At 68.6% G+C, this 17,613-nt stretch carries 11 protein-coding genes; 7 read left to right on the top strand and 4 right to left on the bottom strand.

Translation table 11 applies throughout. The features are described 5' to 3' along the window. Positions 1-391: 391 nt before the first annotated feature. Entirely contained in the window at positions 392-1,039 is a 648-nt protein-coding gene (locus V4Y04_RS32585; protein WP_332431930.1) for a hypothetical protein, read from the bottom strand. Between the two features lie 94 nt (positions 1,040-1,133). Then, positions 1,134-2,360, bottom strand: coding sequence for a DNA sulfur modification protein DndB (locus tag V4Y04_RS32580; protein WP_332431929.1), 1,227 nt, complete (start codon positions 2,358-2,360; stop codon positions 1,134-1,136). A 241-nt stretch (positions 2,361-2,601) separates the two neighbouring features. On the opposite strand from V4Y04_RS32580, the gene V4Y04_RS32575 reads away from it, so the two are divergent. The 4 genes from V4Y04_RS32575 to V4Y04_RS32560 all read left to right on the top strand — a co-directional run bounded on the left by V4Y04_RS32575 (position 2,602) and on the right by V4Y04_RS32560 (position 11,380). After that, entirely contained in the window at positions 2,602-4,851 is a 2,250-nt protein-coding gene (locus tag V4Y04_RS32575) for an N-6 DNA methylase (protein ID WP_332431928.1), read from the top strand. 114 nt (positions 4,852-4,965) lie between these two features. Continuing rightward, entirely contained in the window at positions 4,966-6,957 is a 1,992-nt protein-coding gene (locus tag V4Y04_RS32570; RefSeq protein ID WP_332431927.1) for a type I restriction-modification system subunit M, read from the top strand. Continuing rightward, the gene (locus V4Y04_RS32565; protein ID WP_332431926.1) at positions 6,957-8,201 is read left to right on the top strand and encodes a restriction endonuclease subunit S; all 1,245 of its coding nucleotides are present in this window, start codon (positions 6,957-6,959) and stop codon (positions 8,199-8,201) included. The genes V4Y04_RS32570 and V4Y04_RS32565 overlap by 1 nt, the downstream gene beginning before the upstream one ends. Next, positions 8,198-11,380, top strand: a complete 3,183-nt coding sequence (locus tag V4Y04_RS32560; protein ID WP_332431925.1) for a type I restriction endonuclease subunit R — start codon at positions 8,198-8,200, stop codon at positions 11,378-11,380. The genes V4Y04_RS32565 and V4Y04_RS32560 overlap by 4 nt, the downstream gene beginning before the upstream one ends. 67 nt (positions 11,381-11,447) lie before the next feature. Here V4Y04_RS32560 and V4Y04_RS32555 read toward each other — a convergent pair whose 3' ends face one another. Beyond that, positions 11,448-11,708, bottom strand: coding sequence for a DUF397 domain-containing protein (locus tag V4Y04_RS32555; RefSeq protein WP_332431924.1), 261 nt, complete (start codon positions 11,706-11,708; stop codon positions 11,448-11,450). Next, a complete protein-coding gene (locus V4Y04_RS32550; RefSeq protein WP_332431923.1) occupies positions 11,705-12,604 on the bottom strand; it encodes a helix-turn-helix domain-containing protein in 900 nt (299 codons plus the stop codon). The genes V4Y04_RS32555 and V4Y04_RS32550 overlap by 4 nt, the downstream gene beginning before the upstream one ends. Before the next feature lie 224 nt (positions 12,605-12,828). Here V4Y04_RS32550 and V4Y04_RS32545 point away from each other — a divergent pair, with 224 nt between their 5' ends. The 3 genes from V4Y04_RS32545 to betT all read left to right on the top strand — a co-directional run bounded on the left by V4Y04_RS32545 (position 12,829) and on the right by betT (position 17,412). Next, entirely contained in the window at positions 12,829-13,215 is a 387-nt protein-coding gene (locus V4Y04_RS32545; protein WP_332431922.1) for a hypothetical protein, read from the top strand. A 278-nt stretch (positions 13,216-13,493) separates the two neighbouring features. Next, complete coding sequence (locus V4Y04_RS32540) at positions 13,494-14,102, top strand: hypothetical protein (protein ID WP_332431921.1); 609 nt, start codon at positions 13,494-13,496, stop codon at positions 14,100-14,102. Positions 14,103-15,135: 1,033 nt separating this feature from the next. Next, positions 15,136-17,412: a choline BCCT transporter BetT gene (gene betT, locus V4Y04_RS32535; protein ID WP_332431920.1), complete on the top strand. Its 2,277-nt coding sequence runs from the start codon at positions 15,136-15,138 to the stop codon at positions 17,410-17,412. Positions 17,413-17,613: the final 201 nt, after the last annotated feature.

The following is a 17,613-nucleotide window of genomic DNA, read 5'->3' as shown; positions in this document are numbered from 1 at the left end:
AAGGTGGGCAGAGCCCGATGGCCGGGTACACGTCCGAGATGAAGCTTCCCCTTGATGTTGGACACCTGGAGACTGGGACGTGAGGTTCCAGAGGAAGTAGTGCCAGGTGGGAAGCAAGAGCACCTGACGGAAGAAAGGGGGCGCGGCGTCGTTCGGTTGTGCCTGCCTGGAGAAGGTGATCAGGCTGGACAGCAGCGGCTTGCGCGCCTTCGCGCGGGGCGCGTCGACGGCGGCGAGGAGACGCACCTGACGTGTCCCGCTGACGTCCTGGGGACGTGTCCCGGTCTGCTTCAGCAACTCGCGCCAGGTGATGGTGGCACCCGCGCGGGCCGTCTTCAGCAGAACCTGTCCCCATTCGGCTACGAGACGGTCGTCCGGAACGGACACCGGTTCAGCCCACCCTCTTCCACTCCTGGCACCGGTTGGTCTTGAAGTACTCGCCGGTGTTGAGGGTCACCCGTCCCGGGCCGTTCAGGTTGTTGTTGGCGATGATGGAGCCGAACTCGCCGCTGGCGTCCTTGGCCCGTTCCCAGTAGCAGCCGAAGTCGCCGTCCGCTCCGGCCGTCTTGTACGTGCCGGCCTTGATGTCCTCGCCGACGACGTACTCGCCCTCGCCCGAGAAGCTGGTCGCCGGGCCCGGCTTCTTGGTCTTCTTCGGCTTGGCGGTGACCGTCTTGGTCTCGGTGACGGTGGGGACGGGCTTGGCGTCACCGTCACCGCCGTCGGCGGCCTTGGCGGTTTCGGTGACGGTGGCGGTCGGCCTCGGCCCGGACTTGGTGTCGGCGGCTGCCGTGTCCGCCGCCGCCGTGCCGTCGCCGCTGCTTCCGATGCCGACCCCGATGAACAGGGAGACGAAGGCGATCGCCCCGTACTTCAGCCACCGTCCGTGCTGCTTCGGGGGCCGGACCGGGCCGGTGGGCGTGCCGGGGCCGAAGGGGCCCTGGGCGCCGTAGCCGGTGGGTGCGCCGGGGATGTAGGGGCCCTGGGCGCCGTGGCCGGGCTGCGGAGAGGAGGAGGGGGAGGGCTGCTGGAAGGACATGGTCGTGCTCCGTTTTCGTGTGACGCGTGCGTGGATCGCTGTGCGCGATGTGGGATGAGTTGAAGTCGAGGGGGGTGGGGGCGCTCGCCGGGGTTCAGAAGCCCCGGATCCTGCGGCCCGCCTCGGTCGCCGGGTAGAGGATCGCGTCGGCGACCCGGCCGCCGGAGTCCTTCACGCCGCCGCTGAAGTTGAGGCGCCCGGAGGTGCCGGTCTTGGCGGCGACGCCGTCCCAGTACTTCGCCTCGCGCTCCCAGTGGATGTCGTCGAGGAGGCGGACCAGGTCCTCCAGGCGGAACGCGGACGTCGATTGGCTCCACGGCATCGTGTGGTGGACGGCGATGCCCAGTCCGGCGAGGACGGCGGGCGCGGTGAGGGCGCTGCGGTCCGTCAGGTGACGGGCGTAGCGGGCGATCAGTTGGCCGAGCACCGGGACGACGGCCGCTTCCACCGGCTCGGGCCGGTTCCTGCCCGGCAGGTCGTTCTCGTGCACGGGTTCGGCGGACCGCTGGAGTCCGCCGCGCCCGTAGAGGGTGGTGAGGACGAGGGCGCGCAGCGCGGAGAGGGTGACGACCTCGCGGTCTCCGGTCGACACCTGCCGCTTGCTGACGTTGACGAGCCGGGCGAACGGCACTCGCCGGCCGTCCACGTCGACGTGGACGGAGTCGGCGACCAGGTGGGCGAGCCGGGTGCCGGCGTCGCGCTGGTCCATGGACATCGCGAGGTTCTTGGCGACGTCGACGCCCTGCACGTTGCGGTCGTAGAAGATCTGGCGCGCGTCGGCCGGGGCGAGGTCGACGTACAGCTCGAACGGGAGGCGCACCCGGGTGAGTTCGGGGTACGTCAGGCCGTACGTCTCGGGGTCGTCGTAGAGGTCGTGCCAGGCGGTGGTCTGGGTCTCGCCGTCGATGGCGACGACCATGGTGCCGGGCGCGACGGTGAGGGTGCGCAGGCCGCTGCCGGGGACGAGTTCGTCGCTGAGCGCGGCGAGCGGTCCGGCGTGCCAGAGCGTGATCGGCGGGGTGGACCAGGCGGCGCCGAGTTCGCCCTTGAGGCCGGCGGCGATGTACTCGGCGTACGGCCCGACGTTCTTGCCCTTCTGCGAGGACTTCAGCGTGCGCTGCACGGTGGCCCGCAGTTCGGCGTGGCGGCGTATCAGGCCGGAGGCGGCCTTCAGCCTCCTCGGGTCCTCCTCGGCCCGGGGTGACGGGACGAGCTGGACGAGTGTGGGCACCGCCATCGTTCCGACGACGGCGTCGTCGCGGAACGGCATGACGGTGAGCCGGGTTCCCTCGACGGCACCGGTCGGCATGGTCAGGCGCATGGTGACTCCCCCCGGAGTTCGGACAGACGTAAGAGCTCACGCAGCAGACGTGGGACGGCACCGCTGAACCGCGCGGCGGAACGGCACGACCGAACGGGGCCGCCGAGCCGAATGACTGCGACTCCCTGCGGAAGCGTCACCAGATAAGCACGCCTTTGAAAACACTGTCAAACATCTAGACAGGTTTGACGGGTGCTGTAAGTTGTTGACGTCCGCTATCGAGAGGCCCAGGTCTTCCGTCATGCCCCAGCAGTCGTCCGCACAGGTGACCGCCGCCGAGATCTCCCGCATCGCCGGAGTCACGCGTGCCACCGTCAGCAACTGGCGCCGCCGGTACGACGACTTCCCCGAGCCGTCCGGCGGCGCGGAGAGCAGTCCCCTGTACGACCTGGAGGCGGTCAGGGCATGGCTCGCCTCGCGCGGCTATGCCTCGGCGGCCAGTCCGGCCGAGGAACTGCGCACGACCCTCCGCCTCAGCGCCCACGGCACCGGCGAGGGCTCCGGCGATGACGGCGCCACGGCGGACCTGCTGCTCCTCGTCCTGGCGGCGGCCCGCCGCACCCCGGACCAGCTCACGGCCGCGGCACAGCTCTCGGACACGGACATCGCCGTCCGTGCGGAGCGCGACGCGGCGGGCGTCGCCGACGCCGTGCCCGGCGGGGGCGGCGTGCGCTTCGCGGGCGTCGACCCCGCCGTACTCCGCGCGCTGTACGTGTGCGTACGGGACGAGGGCGGCCAGGCGACGCTGGGCGTGCTCGCGGAGCGGGAGCTGGAGGACAGCGCGGCGAGCGGCGCGTACCGCACGCCGCCCCCGCTCGCCGACCTCCTCGCGCGCCTCCTGCCCGGCGCCCCGGCCCGCGTCCTGGACCCGGCCTGCGGCAGCGGCGCCCTGCTCGAGGCGGCTGCCCGCCGGGGTGCGGCCGAGCTGTACGGCCAGGACGTCCTCCCCGTGCAGGCACGGCGCAGCGCGGTGAGCCTGCTGCTGACGGCACCGCCCGGAACCACCGTCTCCGTCCGCGCCGCCGACAGCCTGCGCGCGGACGCCTTCCCCGACCTGGCCGCCGACGCCGTGCTGTGCAACCCGCCGTTCGGTGACCGGGACTGGGGGTACGACGAGCTGGCGTACGACCCGCGCTGGGCGTACGGCGTACCGGCCCGCGCCGAGTCCGAGCTGGCCTGGGTGCAGCACTCCCTCGCCCACCTGACGCCCGGCGGCCACGCGGCCCTGCTCCTGCCGCCCGCGACGGCCGGCCGCGCCTCGGGCCGCCGGGTACGGGCGGAACTGGTCCGCAGCGGTGCCCTGCGCGCGGTGGTGGCGCTGCCGGTCGGCGCGTCGGTGCCGTTCCACATCGGCCTGCAGATCTGGATCCTGCAACGGCCCGAACCGGGCGGCGCCGAGCGCAAGTCGGTGCTGTTCGTCGACACCGCGGAGTCGTCGGCGGCGGACGCGAAGACGGACACGCGGACGGGCCCGCGCACCCGGGGCGGCAGCCGGTCCGCCTCGCTGGACTGGGAGCGGATCACCGGCCGGGCCCTGGGCGCGTGGCACGCCTTCGCGGCGGACCCCGACGCCTTCGAGGACGAGCCCGGCGTCGCGCGCGCGGTCGACATGGTCGACCTGCTGGACGAAACCGTCGACCTGACGCCCACCCGTCTCGTACGCGCCTCACGTTCCGAGGTGGACCCGGCGAAGCTGGCGGCGGAGGCCGACGCGACGCGCCGGAACCTGGTGAAGGCCGCCAAGTCCCTCGGCCGCGCGGCCGGTTACGACGACTGGGACGCGGCGGGCGGTTCGGCCCGGGAGTGGCGTACGGCGACCGCGGCCGACCTCGCGCGGGGCGGCGCGCTGACGCTGCTGCGGACGACGCCGGAGGGATCACGCGGGCGCGGAGACGACGACGGCGCCGGCAAGGGCGGGCGGGGAGCGGGCGCGGACGCGGCCCGCCCGGTCTTCACCGGTTCGGACATCTCCCGGGGCTCGGGCCCGACGGGCGACCCGGCGACGGTACGTACGGACACGGCACCGGTGATCGCCGCCGGGGACGTGCTGGTCCGCGCGGTCGCGAGCGGCGGCGGCGGTGCGATGGCCCTGGTCGTCGGGGAGGCGGAGGCCGGTGCGCTGCTCGGCCCGCACGTCCACCTGTTCCGGCCCGACCCGGCCCGCCTGGACGCCTGGTTCCTCGCCGGCTTCCTGGGCGCCGAGGACAACATCGCGGGCGCGTCCACCGGCAGCACGGTGCTGAACGTCAGCCCCGGCCGGCTGCGCGTCCCGCTGCTGCCGCTGGAGGAGCAGCGACGGTACGGGGAGGCGTTCCGCCGCGTCCACGAACTGCGGGCGGAGGCGGGGCGGGCGACGCGGTTGGCGGAGGAGACGGCACGGCTGCTGTCGGGGGGCCTGACCGGCGGCCAGTTGCTTCCGTCGTCCCGGGAGACAGCGGCGGACGCGACCGCGGTACGAGGCCGGGGCCCGGGTGGCGATTCGCCCCATTAGGCACACAGGGCTTCGCCCATGGACCACACTTGTCGGACCGCCCGGCCTGCCAGTCGACCTGGCTCGGCTCGGGCGGTGGGGTTGGGACGTTTCGGAAGGAATCCGGGGATCCACTTGAACAGCAGTAAGCACACGGAGTTGGCGAACCACGCGTGGTCCGTCGCCGACCTCCTGCGGGGGGACTACAAGCAGTCCGACTACGGCAAGGTCATCCTGCCGTTCACGGTGCTGCGACGGCTGGAGTGCGTGCTGGAGCCGACGCGCGAGAAGGTCACGGCGCTGGCGGAGCAGTACAAGGACGGCGACATCGACCCGGACCGCTTCCTGCGCCGGGCCGCGGGCCACTCCTTCTACAACAAGTCCGGCCTCACCCTGAAGAAGATCGCGGCGGACCCGCAGAGCGCGGCGAAGAACCTCACGGTGTACGTGGGGTCCTTCTCCGACAACGCCCGTGGCGTGCTCGACCGCTTCGAGTTCGCCCAGCAGATCAAGCGGCTCGACAGCTCGGGGCTGCTCTACCAGGCCATCGGCAAGTTCACGGACCTGGACCTGCGCCCCGAGGTCGTGTCCAACCACAACATGGGCTACATCTTCGAGGAACTGATCCGCCGCTTCGCGGAGCAGTCCAACGAGACGGCCGGTGAGCACTTCACGCCCCGCGAGGTCATCCAGCTCATGGTGCGGCTCCTGGTCGCCCCGGACGGTGACGGCCTCCAGCTCCCGGGTGTCGTCCGTACGGTCATGGACCCGGCCTGCGGCACGGGCGGCATGCTCTCCGCGACGGACGACCTGATCAAGGAGCTCAACCCCGACGCCACGGTGGAGGTGTACGGGCAGGAGCTCAACCCCGAGTCCTGGGCGATCTGCCGGTCCGACCTCATGATCAAGGGCCAGGACCCGGAGAACATCGCCTACGGCAACTCCTTCTCCGACGACGGCCACGCCCGCTCGACCTTCGACTACATGCTGGCCAACCCGCCGTTCGGCGTGGAGTGGAAGAAGGTCAAGGAGGAGGTGGAGCGGGAGCACGCGACGCTCGGCGACGCCGGCCGCTTCGGGGCGGGGCTGCCGCGCATCAACGACGGTTCACTGCTGTTCCTCCAGCACATGATCTCCAAGATGAAGCCGGTGGACGTCAACGGCGGGGGCGGTTCGCGTATCGCGATCGTCTTCAACGGCTCGCCCCTCTTCTCGGGCGGGGCGGGCTCGGGCGAGTCGGAGATCCGCCGCTGGATCCTGGAGAACGACTGGCTCGAGGGCATCGTCGCCCTGCCGGACCAGCTCTTCTACAACACCGGCATCTCGACGTACTTCTGGATCCTGACCAACCGCAAGAGCCCCGACCACAAGGGCAAGGTCGTACTGCTGGACGCGCGCGACCAGTGGCAGAAGATGCGCAAGTCACTAGGCGACAAGCGCAAGGCGCTGAGCAAGGAGCACATCGCGACGGTGGTCAAGCTGTACGGCGAGGCACTGGACGCGGCTATGGACGCGGAACACCCGCTGCACGACAAGGTGAAGGTCTTCGACAACACCGCGTTCGGGTACCAGCGGATCACCGTCGAGCGCCCACTGAAGCTCCGGTTCGAGCTTACGGAGGAGACGCTGGCGGCGCTGGAGGCGTCGAAGGTCATCCAGAAGTTGCCGCAGGCTTCGCTGATGCTGGAGGCGTTCCGGGAGCTGAAGGGCAGCAGTTGGGCCAAGAAGACGGATGCGTGGCTTGCGCTGAAGGACGCGGTGATCCAGGCCGGCTCCACATGGCCGTCGGGGGCGCCGTTCCTAAAGGCGCTGCGGGATGCGATTGGGATGCGAAACCCGGAGGGCGAGGTCCAGCTCGTCAAGGGCAAGCCGGAGCCGGACTCGGAGTTGCGGGACTTCGAGAACGTGCCGTTGGGTGAGGATGTTGAGGAGTACCTCGAGCGGGAGGTCCACCCGCATGTACCGGATGCGTGGATCGACGGCAGTAAGACGAAAATCGGGTACGAGATTCCGTTCACGCGGCACTTCTATGTGTACGAGCCGCCTCGGCCGTTGGCGGAGATCGACGCAGATTTGAAGGCGCTGGAGGCGGAGATTCAGGAGCTGTTGGGGGAGGTTACCAACTGATGCACTCCGCGCCATTGAAAATTTTTTCAGTAGATGCACAGACAGGCCCATTCGGTTCTCAGCTTCACGCAGACGAGTACATCGAAGATGGGGTGCCGGTCATTAATCCGTCCAACATCAAGGACGGAAATTTGGTTGCCGACAGGCAAATCACGGTGACCAATTCAACCGCAGAAAGACTAGCCATGCACCGACTTCGAGTAGGAGACCTAGTCTTCGCTCGACGAGGAGAGTTGGGGCGCTCAGGCGTTGTTTCCGAGGAAGCCGAGGGATGGCTGTGCGGAACTGGCTCCATCAGAGTGCGCACCGATCCAAGAAAACTGGACTCGCATTTTGCCGGATATGCCCTGCAGTCCTACGAGACGCGTAGCTACTTCTCACGCCTAGCGGTCGGTAGCACGATGGATAACCTCAATACGTCCATCGTGCTCGGCACCCCGATCCCCCTACTACCCTTGGAAACACAGCACCGCATCGCCGACTTCCTCGACACCGAGACAGTGCGTCTCGATGGCTTGCTTACGCATCGAGCGCAGCAAATGGCACTACTTCAAGAATCCGACAAAAGCACCATCACCGAGACGCTCGACCGCACCGGCGGTCAGCCTACTCGCCTCAAGCATCTGGCAACGAAGATCACAAGCGGGCCGCGCGGTTGGGGGGACCTGGCCGCCGAAAGCGGCAGCCTATTCCTGCGGATCACTAACATCCCAAGGCGGGGTGTCCGGCTCGATCTCCGAGACTCGCTCTACGTCGCTGCGGAACCCGGGCCAGAACGTGAAAGGTCACGCACTCAAGTAGGTGACATCCTTATTAGCATCACCGCAGACATCGGATCGGTTGCCTTGGTCGATGAACGCGGCGCTAACGGAAACGTTAGCCAACACATCGCTCTCATCCGACCGATTCCGGCTACCTGCTCTCAGTGGCTTGCGTACGCGCTCAAGTCCGCACGATCGCGACAGACGCTGCGGATGAACAGTTATGGAGGGACCAAGGCTGGTCTGGGGCTTGGCGATATTGCCAACCTTGTTCTAGATGTTCCTTCGCTGGCAGCACAGGAAGAGGCCGCGGCACGGATCACAGATACCTTGAGCCAAAGAGAGACGCTTCATCGTGCTATGTCAGAGCAAATCACTCTCTTGAAAGAACGCCGCCAAGCCCTCATTACCGCCGCCGTAACCGGCCAGTTCGACGTGGCCACCGCCAGCGGGCGCAACGTGACCGAAGGAGTCGCCGGATGAGCCCCGTGCACGACGAGTCTTCCTTCGGGGCAGCCATTGTTGCGGCGCTCTGTGAGCGCGGTTGGCGGGAGGCGAGCCCCAGCGACTACCAAGCCGATCTCGGGCTCGACACCAACGAGCTGTTCACCTTCCTCGGGGCGACCCAGCCCGACGAGTGGGACGACCTCCTCATCGTCTACGGCGGCGACCCCAACGAGGCCCAGCGTGGGTTCGCCCAGCGGCTCGACCGGGCCATCGCCGACGACGGGTTGCTGCACGTCCTCCGGAACGGCGTCAAGGATCGCGGAGTTCGCCTCCACGTCGCCTACTTCAAGCCGAACCTGATCTCCGCGGACTCCGTTCTCGACGGTTACCGAGCCAACCGCCTCACCGTCGTCCGGGAACTCCCCTACGCCACCAAGCAGGCCGACTGGGGTCACCGGCTCGACCTGACCCTGTTCCTCAACGGCATCCCGGTCGCCACGGCCGAGTTGAAGAACCCGCTCACCGGGCAGGGCGTCGATCAGGCCAAGGAGCAGTACCGGACCGACCGCGACCCGACCGAGCTGATCTTCACCCGCCGGGTCATCGCGAACTTCGCCGTCGACCCTGACCTGGTGTTCGTCACGACACAACTGCGCGGCAAGAGCACCCAGTTCTTGCCGTTCAACACCGGTTCGAACGGCCCTGGTCAGCCCGGCGGCGCCGGCAACCCCGCACCGACCCTCCACGGCACGTACACCACGTCGTACCTCTGGGAGCACGTCTGGCAGCGCGACAACTGGCTGGACCTCCTCCAGCGTTTCGTGCACCAGCAGAAGCACAAGACACCCGGCGGCGGCACCACCAAGTCGACGATCTTCCCGCGCTTCCACCAGTGGGACGTGGTCAAGAAGCTGACCGCACACGCGGCGACGCACGGCGCGGGGCAGAACTACCTCGTCATGGCCTCCGCCGGCTCCGGCAAGTCGAACACCATCGGCTGGCTGACCCACCGCCTGAGCGACCTGCACGCCGACACGGACCCGACCGTCCTCGACCCCGATGCGCTCGCCAACCAGCGCATCACTCCCGGCGAACCGGTCTTCGACAAGGTCATCGTCATCACCGACCGTCGCAACCTGGACGCCCAACTCCGGGAAACCGTCGGCAACTTCTCGCAGACCGACGGCCTGGTCGTGAAGGTCGACGAGAAGCACGGCGCGAAGAGCGAACAGCTCGCCCGCGCGCTCTCCCGGGACACCGGCAAGATCGTCACCGTCACGCTGCACTCGTTCCCCGCCCTGCTCGACTACGTCAAGCGCAACCCCACCGAGATCAAGGGCAGTCGCTTCGCGATCGTCGTGGACGAGGCGCACTCCTCGCAGTCCGGCGACGCCGCCACCGCCGTGAAGTCCGCGCTGCGAGACCTCGGTCTGGACGCCGACACTGAGGACCAGGGCTCGACCACTCTCACCGTGGACGCCAAGCTGAAGGCGAAGGCGGTGGAGCGCTCACAGGCCGCGAACCTCTCCTACTTCGCGTTCACCGCCACCCCGAAGGCCAAGACCCTCGAACTCTTCGGCACGGAGGGCACGGAGAACGGCGAGTCCGTCTACCGCCCCTTCCACACGTACTCCATGCGTCAGGCCATCGAGGAAGGCTTCATCCTCGACCCGCTGCGCAATTACGTCACGTACAACACCTACTGGAAGCTCGCGAACCTGAACCGCGACGAGAAGGAGGTCGCCCCCTCCAAGGCGAACAGCCTGCTCGCCCGGTTCGCGCTCATGCACGAGCACACGGTCTCGCAGCACGCGCAGGTGATCGTCGAGCACTTCGTCGCCCACACCCGCGGCCGGCTCGGCGGGCGGGCCAAGTCCATGGTGGTCACCGCCTCCCGGCACTCCGCCGTGCAGATGGCTCGCCAGATCCAGAGTTACATCGAGGACCGCGCGTACGACACCAAGTACCCGGACCTCGGCGTCCTCGTCGCCTTCTCCGGCTCCCTCACCATCGACGGTGAGGAGACGACCGAGAGCAAGGAGAACGGCGGGCTGTCCGAGAGCGGGCTACCAAAGGCGTTCGCGTACACCCGCGCCGACGACAAGGCCGTGAAGGCCGGCGGCAAGGGGCAGCAGGAGTACCGGATTCTGGTCGTCGCCGAGAAGTACCAGACCGGCTTCGACCAGCCGCTCCTCACCACCATGTACGTCAACAAGACGCTGACCGGCATCGCGGCCGTGCAGACCCTCTCCCGCCTCAACCGCACCGCCGAACGCAAGGCGCAGGCCGACCTCGCCGTCCTGGACTTCGTCAACAAGGCCGAGGACATCCAGGAAGCGTTCCGCCCGTACTTCGAGGAGGCGCACACCCTCCCCTCCGACCCCAACCTCCTCTACACGGCCCAGAGCCGGGTCATGTCCGCGCCGATCATCTCGGAGCAGGACATGGACGAGTTCGCCACGGCGTACTTCGAGGCGAAGGAGAAGGCCGGCGGCTCCCAGGCCAAGTGGGAGAAGCTGCACGCCGAGTTGTACCGGCTCCTCTCCCCCGCCGTCACCCGCTTCACCACGCTGATGGACAGCGAGGAGGAGGACGACGTCGAGACGGCGGAGGAGTTCCGCGCCCATCTCAACGACTACGTCCGCAAGTACGGCTTCCTCGCGCAGATCGTGCCGTACCACGACCCCGAGTTGGAGCGCCTGCACCTCTACGGCCGCTACCTCCTCAACCGTCTCCCCCACCGGGCCGACGGTGGTGTGGACATAGGCGAGGTCGACCTGAGCCACCTGCGCGTCGAGAAGACCGGCGAGCACGACGTGGCCCTCACCCCCGAGGGCGCCGCCGAACTCAAGGGCTTCGGCCACGGCGTGGGCGGAGCCAAGGACGACGAGAAGTCCCTGCTGTCCGAACTGATCGACAAGTTCAACGCCAAGTTCGGTACGGACTTCACCGAGACGGACCTTCTGCCCGTCTTCAACCTCACCAACGAGGACCCGAAGGTCCGCGCCGCCGCCGTCGTCAACGACGAGGAGAACTTCGGCCTCGTCTACGACAAGAAGTTCGAGGAGAACATGATGGACCACGTGTCCACCATCGACACCCTCGGCAAGCGCTACTTCGGCGCCGACCGCGAGTTCAAGTCCAACCTGGACCGCAGCGCTCGCCGCGCGGCCTGGCGGATGATCCGCAGCGAGGAAGGTCTGGACGACTTCTGAGACGCGAGGCGAAGGAAGGGGTCCGGCGTGCACGCCGGACCCCTTCCTTCGTACATCCTGCCGCCGGTCAGCGCCCGGCGGCCAGCCCCACGAACCCAGCCCATGCCTCTACACCAACGGCAAGGACAGGGCCGCTGGTTCGCTTCGAGTCCCGGATCAGCACCGCTCCGCGCGCCTCGGCAATCTCGATGCATTCACCGCCCTCGGCACCGCTGTAGCTGCTCTTCCGCCAAGCGACTTCCAGGCATTCCCCACCTTCGCCGCTGCTGTAACTGCTCTTGAACCACGTGGCCTCCGAGACCGGAGGGAACGACTCACCCGTGTTCATAGCTCTCCCAGCACCTTCTCTACGAATCCCAGGGACTCTCTCGGGGCGAGAGCCTGGCTTCGGATGATCCCATAACGTGCCGAGATGGCTCGCACTTCATCTCGGTCAGTAACCAGGATGCTGCGCCCCTGGACTTCCAGGTAAGCAATCTGGTCGCCCTTCTTCGTCGTGATGAGCGTGAAGGGGCCGTCAACACCGGCGTTGTCCTCCCGGTCGTTCGGCATGACCTGGATCTCCACGTTGCGCTTGTGCCCGACCAGCAGGATGTTCTCCAGGACACCCCTCAACACCCCAGTACCACCGAACGGCTTGTGCAACACCGCTTCCTCGATCACGAAGCTCATCAGCGGCGACGGCCAGCGACCGAAGACATCTTGGCGCGACAAACGTGCGGCCACGCGCTGTTCGATCGTCACCTCCTCCAACAACGGGCGCCGCATGGTGAGCAGGGCGCGGGTGTACTCCTCAGTCTGCAAGAGTCCTGGTACCGCCTGCATTGCATACAGAAACAGCTCCTGCGCGTCTGCTTCCAGTCGTGCCGCATCCCGGAAGAACGCCGGATATTGAGCCTTCCCCACCTCCTCCTTCAAGGCCGTGAGCAACCCCCCAGCCCCCAACACCTCATCCGCCTTCTCGATGAACCGCGCCTGCGGAATCCGCCGCCCCTGCTCGATCGAGGCCACCGTCTCGGGCGAGTAGCCCATCCGCTTGCCGAACTCCGGTCGCTCCAGGCCCGCCCGGATGCGCAGCAGCTTCAACTGCCGTCCGAACGCGGTCACCACGCCCGCCCCCGGCTCGTCCCCGGGCTTCCCGCTCCCCTGCCCCTGACCGCCCTGCACCGGTACCGGCACCGCCGCCTGTCCCTGACCCGTCTCTTCATCCCGCACGCTCGTCATGTCCCGCGCCTCTCCCCGTGCCGTTCCCGGCCGCTCCGTGCACCGTCGCGTGCCGCCGCGTACGAAGGGTTCGCGTCGGCGCGTCACCACTGGTCACGCTAGGCCACGGCACGCCACCGTGAGTACACGACCGCAGCACAACCACCCCTGCCGGTGAACGGTTCACGCCGCGGCTGAACCGGAACGACTGGCTCCGCTCGGGGCGGTACACGTGCGAACGCTGTATGACGGCGATGATGGTGCACCTGGCCGACCTCGCGGCCCAGCAAGGCCGGCCGCTGCTGTCGGCCGGCGCGCACCTCGGCTACACCCGCACCACCCTGATGACGTCCGGCCCGACCCTGAACGGCGGCCGACCCGACCTGCTCGAATCAGTGCTGTACAAGATCGTGCCGTCCCAGGGCCCGGAACAGGGCGCGGAGCCCTTGCTGTACGCGACCACCAATCCCGACGCCGAGGCCACCGGCTACTACGGCCCGCGCTGGGCGATGGTCGGCCCGACCAAGCCCGCCCCCCTGCCCCGCAGCGCCCAGGACAAAACGGTCACGGCGTGCTTGTGGACGGAGGCCGAACGCCTCACTGACGTCGCCGCCCCCGCAGAAGGGCACTGACCCATAGCATCAGACCGGCGCCCTCTACGGCGCGTTGCTCGTCCAGGCGGTCCTGAAGCTGGTGGCCCCGCGCACGGCGAGGCGGCTGCCGGAGATTCTGGCGGCGGTCAGCAAGGGGTGACACCGGCGTCGCCTGCCCCGAGATCACAAGTGGCTCAAGTGCCTTGCTCGGCAGTGTCTTGCCGGGCAGGATCGACCGCACCATCTGACCAGTGGTTCCGGGGGACAAGAACATGAAGATCAAAGAGACGTTTCTGTCAGCGTGCGCTGTTGTCGCAGTGCTAGCGGGCACGGCTGCCTGCACCTCGGACGGCGACGGGCCGACCGCCAAGGCCACGGCCACGGCCGACAGCATCTGCGAGGACGGCGCCTACTCATGGTTCAACGTGGACGAGCGGGACGTCCTGACGGGTGTCGCCGAGAAGGAGAAGATCGACAGGAAAGGCGCCAGGCTCACGCACAAGCTGACGCCACTTCACACACCGCGTACCGCCGTCACCTTCGAGAAGGGATCGCGGGCAGGCGACGCGAAGGCCGCCCTCCGCTCGCTGGCCGCCCTCATCGGAGAAACGAACGCCGATGACGACGGCGTGAGCACCGAATTCACCAATGTCCACAGGTCAGCACCGGACCTCGACAATGGCAGCACCACCGTCGACGGTGTCGGAACCATCGTGCAGTACGCCTGGGTGAAACAGGTCACCGCCGACTTCCGGTACACCTGCGGGGACGGCAAGCCGGTGACGGGCCGGGCAACCAGCTGGGTCATCGACGGCTCAGGCCTCCTGGAATGCTCCACACCGATCGAGAACGTGAAGGAGGGGGCACCGGCCCTGGCAGCGGCCCGCCTCTCCTGCGACCCCGACGCCCCGGCCGCCAAGACCTGAGCGATCAGGTCGGACACGTCCACACGCCCGCTTCCACCGACGCTACGAGCGCAAAGCCGAGGTGACGCTTGCGTGGTGCGGGACGAGCGAGCGATGTTCACGGTCGAGGTGGACGTGCTGACGAGCGGGGGTGTGGCGGCCTCTGCCGGAGTCGTTCGGTGTCTCGCCGGCCACCGCGCGCCGTCGGTTCACCGCGTGGACCGAGGCCGCGCTGATGCCGACCGGCGACGGGTGGGCGGGTCCTCCGCACGGCCTTCGGCCCAGGCTCCATCGCGTCGCGGCGGTATGCCGTGCAGCGCGGCGCGCAGGCATGACGCTGACCGAGCGGCGCCTCTGGACGAGGAACCACGACGGCCCGAAGGGCGACGAGTAGACGGGGGTCAGGCGGGCCCCTCTCTGTCCGCCTCGGGTGAGACACCAGGCCTCATCACCGCCGAGCTGTGCGCCGACGCCGTACAGTACGGGCGGATCCCCGGCCGGGGCTTCCACGTCCTGCTGGCCCCGGGGCGGACGGCGAGCGGCGGCGCGTGGAGGTCTCCGACACCCGCACGGAACGCCGACCCGCCGTCACCGCGCCCGCCGAGCCCGACCCGACGCCGATTCCGAGTCCGGCCGCGGCCTCCTCCTCGTCGCCGCCCTCGCCGACGCATGGGGCATCACCGACCGCTGCCAGCGCCCCGCGGTCGCCCGCGGGGCGCTGGAGCACCGGCTGCCCCTCCCCACGCGGCAGCGACCGACTGGGACGACCGGACCCGGCCCAACGGTGAGATAGGGCACATTTCGCCCGCCGGACACGAAGCCGTCAACCACTACCTGAGCACCGCGAAAGCCCAGGTCACAGCCGACATCTGAGATCTCTGCCGAATCCGGGGCGATGCACGGAGATCATTTCGTTAGGCGTTCTAATGGCTAGGTGGGCCCCATGACAGGGCGCCCACCGTGCACGGCCTCCCCCATCCCTTCGGATCGAGGCCGCGGACGTCTGCCCACGCCGGCGCCCGCCTGAACCCGTCGCCGACAGGAGGAGGACTGCATGCCCGAAGCCGTACACACGCCCCGCCCCGGAGGCGAGCCGCCGAAGGCCCCGATCGAACGCCGCCACCTCGGCGGCACCGAACGGCGGCGCCACGGCCAGGAGGCCGAGAACCGTCCCCCCGTCTCCAGCCAGGAGCTCAGCAAGGCCCCCGCGGAACTCATCGAGGAGCCCGGCCCCAAGGTCAACTGGCGCGTCTTCGTCATCTCCTCGGCCGTCATCGTCGCCTTCTCCCTCTGGGCCATGTTCGCGCCCGGGCACGCCGCCGACACCATGCGGGCCATGGTGGCCTGGATCGCGGAGAACCTCGGCTGGTTCTACGTCCTGACCATCACCGTGGTGATCGTGTTCGTCCTCTGGGTCGCGCTGTCCAAGGAGGGTTCCGTCCGGCTCGGCCCCGACCACTCCCGGCCGCAGTACAAGCTCTTCACCTGGGTGGCCATGCTGTTCGCCGCCGGTGTGGGCATCGACATGCTCTTCTACTCCGTCACCGGGCCCATCACCCAGTACATGGCTCCGCCGACGGGCGAGGGCCAGACGGCCGCGGCAGCCCAGGACGCCGTGGTCTGGACCATGTTCCACTACGGCGTGGCCGGCTGGGCCATGTACTCGCTGCTCGGCATGGCCATGGGCTACTTCGCCTACCGCTGGGGCATGCCGCTGTCCATCCGGGCCGCCCTGTACCCCCTGCTCGGCAAGCGCGTCCGCGGCGGGATCGGCGACACCATCGACATCGTCACCCTGGTCGGCACCGTCTTCGGCGTCGCCACCTCCATGGGCATCGGCGTCGTGCTGCTGAACGTCGGCTTCGCCTGGCTGTTCGGCCTCCCGGAGGGCCTGGCCCTGCAGATCGCGCTGGTGGTCGTGGCCGTGGTCATGACCATCGCCGCCTGCACCTCGGGCATGGACAAGGGGATCCGGCTGCTCTCCGAGCTGAACATCTGGAGTGCGGCGGCCATGCTGCTCTACATCCTGGTGACCGGAGAGACGGCGTTCCTGCTCAACGCGCTGGTGGAGAACATCGGCCGGTTCGTCTTCTCGCTGCCGGACCGGACCCTGCAGACCTTCGCCTACCAGGAGGGGGGCTCCGAGTGGATGGGCGGCTGGACCCTGTTCTTCTGGGCGTTCTGGCTGGCCTGGGGCCCGTTCGTGGGCCTGTTCCTCGCCCGCATCTCCCGCGGCCGCACCCTGCGCGAGTTCGTCATCGCCGCCGTCACCGCCCCGGTGCTCTGCGACTTCCTGCTCGTGAGCGTCTTCGGCAACAGCGCCATGCACCAGGTCCTGGACGGGAACACGGAGTTCGCCCGACAGGCCATGGACAGCCCGGAGAAGGGCTGGTTCGCGCTGCTGGAGATGTTCCCCGGCGCCGCCTTCCTGATCGGCCTCGGCACGCTGTCCGGATTGCTGTTCTACCTCACCAGCGCCAACTCCGGCGCCATGGTGATGTCCAACTTCTCCTCCTCGATCCCCAAACCGTCGCAGGACGGGGCGAAGTGGCTGCGCGTCTTCTGGGCGGTGCTCACCGCGTTGCTGACCATCGCGATGCTGGTGGCCGGCGGGGTCACCACCATGGAGTACGCGACACTCATCTTCGCCCTGCCGGTGACGGTCATCGCCTGGCTGGTGATGGCCTCCTTCTCCAAGGCCCTGCGCATGGAGCGGGCCGAGCGCGAGGGCCGGGTCCTGCGCCGGCAGTCGACGGCGGCGCACGGCGGCCACGTGCCCGAGCGCACCTGGCGCCAGCGGCTGGAGCGGATGCGCTCCTACCCCTCGAAGAAGCAGGTGGCCCAGTTCATGGAGCGCACCGTGCAGCCGGCGCTGGCCGACGTGGTCCGCGAATTCGGGAAGCAGGGCTACCAGGCCACGCTGGACCTGGCCCCGAACGAGCACGCCGGCATCTCCGGCCACGCGCTGGTGGTCACGATCCCCGAGCACCGCGACTTCCACTACCAGGTACAGGCCGTCGAGGCCCCGGTGCCGATGTTCGGCGGACGCATGTCCCGCCAGACGGACGTCTACTACCGGGTCGAGGTGTTCACCCAGACCGGCTCCGAGGGCTACGACCTCATGGGCCTGTCCCCCCAGCAGGTGATCGACGACGTCCTGGACCGCTACGAGGCGCACCTGGGCTTCCTCACCTACTCCAGCCAGCACGACTACGCCTCGGTGCTCACGCCGTCGATCGCGACCACCACAGGCGCCCTCCCGGTGGTGGAGCCCGCGGAGCCGCAGAACGACGCCGGTACGGACACAGTGGGCATCGGGCCGAAGGCGTAGGCGCCGCCCCATCGGACGGCCGGTGCCCGCGCCCTCCCCCCGCTTCGCGGCCCCACGGCGGCCGCCGGGTCCCGTAGCGACCCCACCCTCCCGGAGTACGTCGACAAGCTCGCCAAGGGCGAGGTCGCCGGACGGGCCGTGGCGATCCTCTGAGCCGAGAGAAGCGCCGACCGTCGCAAGCCGCCATGACCACCGTGTGAA

Source organism: Streptomyces sp. P9-A2, from assembly GCF_036634175.1.
GTDB lineage: Bacteria > Actinomycetota > Actinomycetes > Streptomycetales > Streptomycetaceae > Streptomyces > Streptomyces pratens.
The sequence above is the reverse complement of the archived record's forward strand: the minus strand, read 5'-3'. Positions and strand labels throughout refer to the sequence as shown.

Excerpts from the sequence above, each read along its gene's own strand:
- betT (WP_332431920.1), top strand. The coding sequence starts at position 15,136 with ATGCCCGAAGCCGTACACACGCCCCGCCCCGGAGGCGAGCCGCCGAAG.
- V4Y04_RS32565 (WP_332431926.1), top strand. The coding sequence starts at position 6,957 with ATGCACTCCGCGCCATTGAAAATTTTTTCAGTAGATGCACAGACAGGC.
- V4Y04_RS32585 (WP_332431930.1), bottom strand. The coding sequence starts at position 1,039 with ATGTCCTTCCAGCAGCCCTCCCCCTCCTCCTCTCCGCAGCCCGGCCAC.
- V4Y04_RS32550 (WP_332431923.1), bottom strand. The coding sequence starts at position 12,604 with ATGACGAGCGTGCGGGATGAAGAGACGGGTCAGGGACAGGCGGCGGTG.
- V4Y04_RS32575 (WP_332431928.1), top strand. The coding sequence starts at position 2,602 with ATGCCCCAGCAGTCGTCCGCACAGGTGACCGCCGCCGAGATCTCCCGC.
- V4Y04_RS32580 (WP_332431929.1), bottom strand. The coding sequence starts at position 2,360 with ATGCGCCTGACCATGCCGACCGGTGCCGTCGAGGGAACCCGGCTCACC.
- V4Y04_RS32545 (WP_332431922.1), top strand. The coding sequence starts at position 12,829 with ATGACGGCGATGATGGTGCACCTGGCCGACCTCGCGGCCCAGCAAGGC.
- V4Y04_RS32555 (WP_332431924.1), bottom strand. The coding sequence starts at position 11,708 with ATGAACACGGGTGAGTCGTTCCCTCCGGTCTCGGAGGCCACGTGGTTC.
- V4Y04_RS32560 (WP_332431925.1), top strand. The coding sequence starts at position 8,198 with ATGAGCCCCGTGCACGACGAGTCTTCCTTCGGGGCAGCCATTGTTGCG.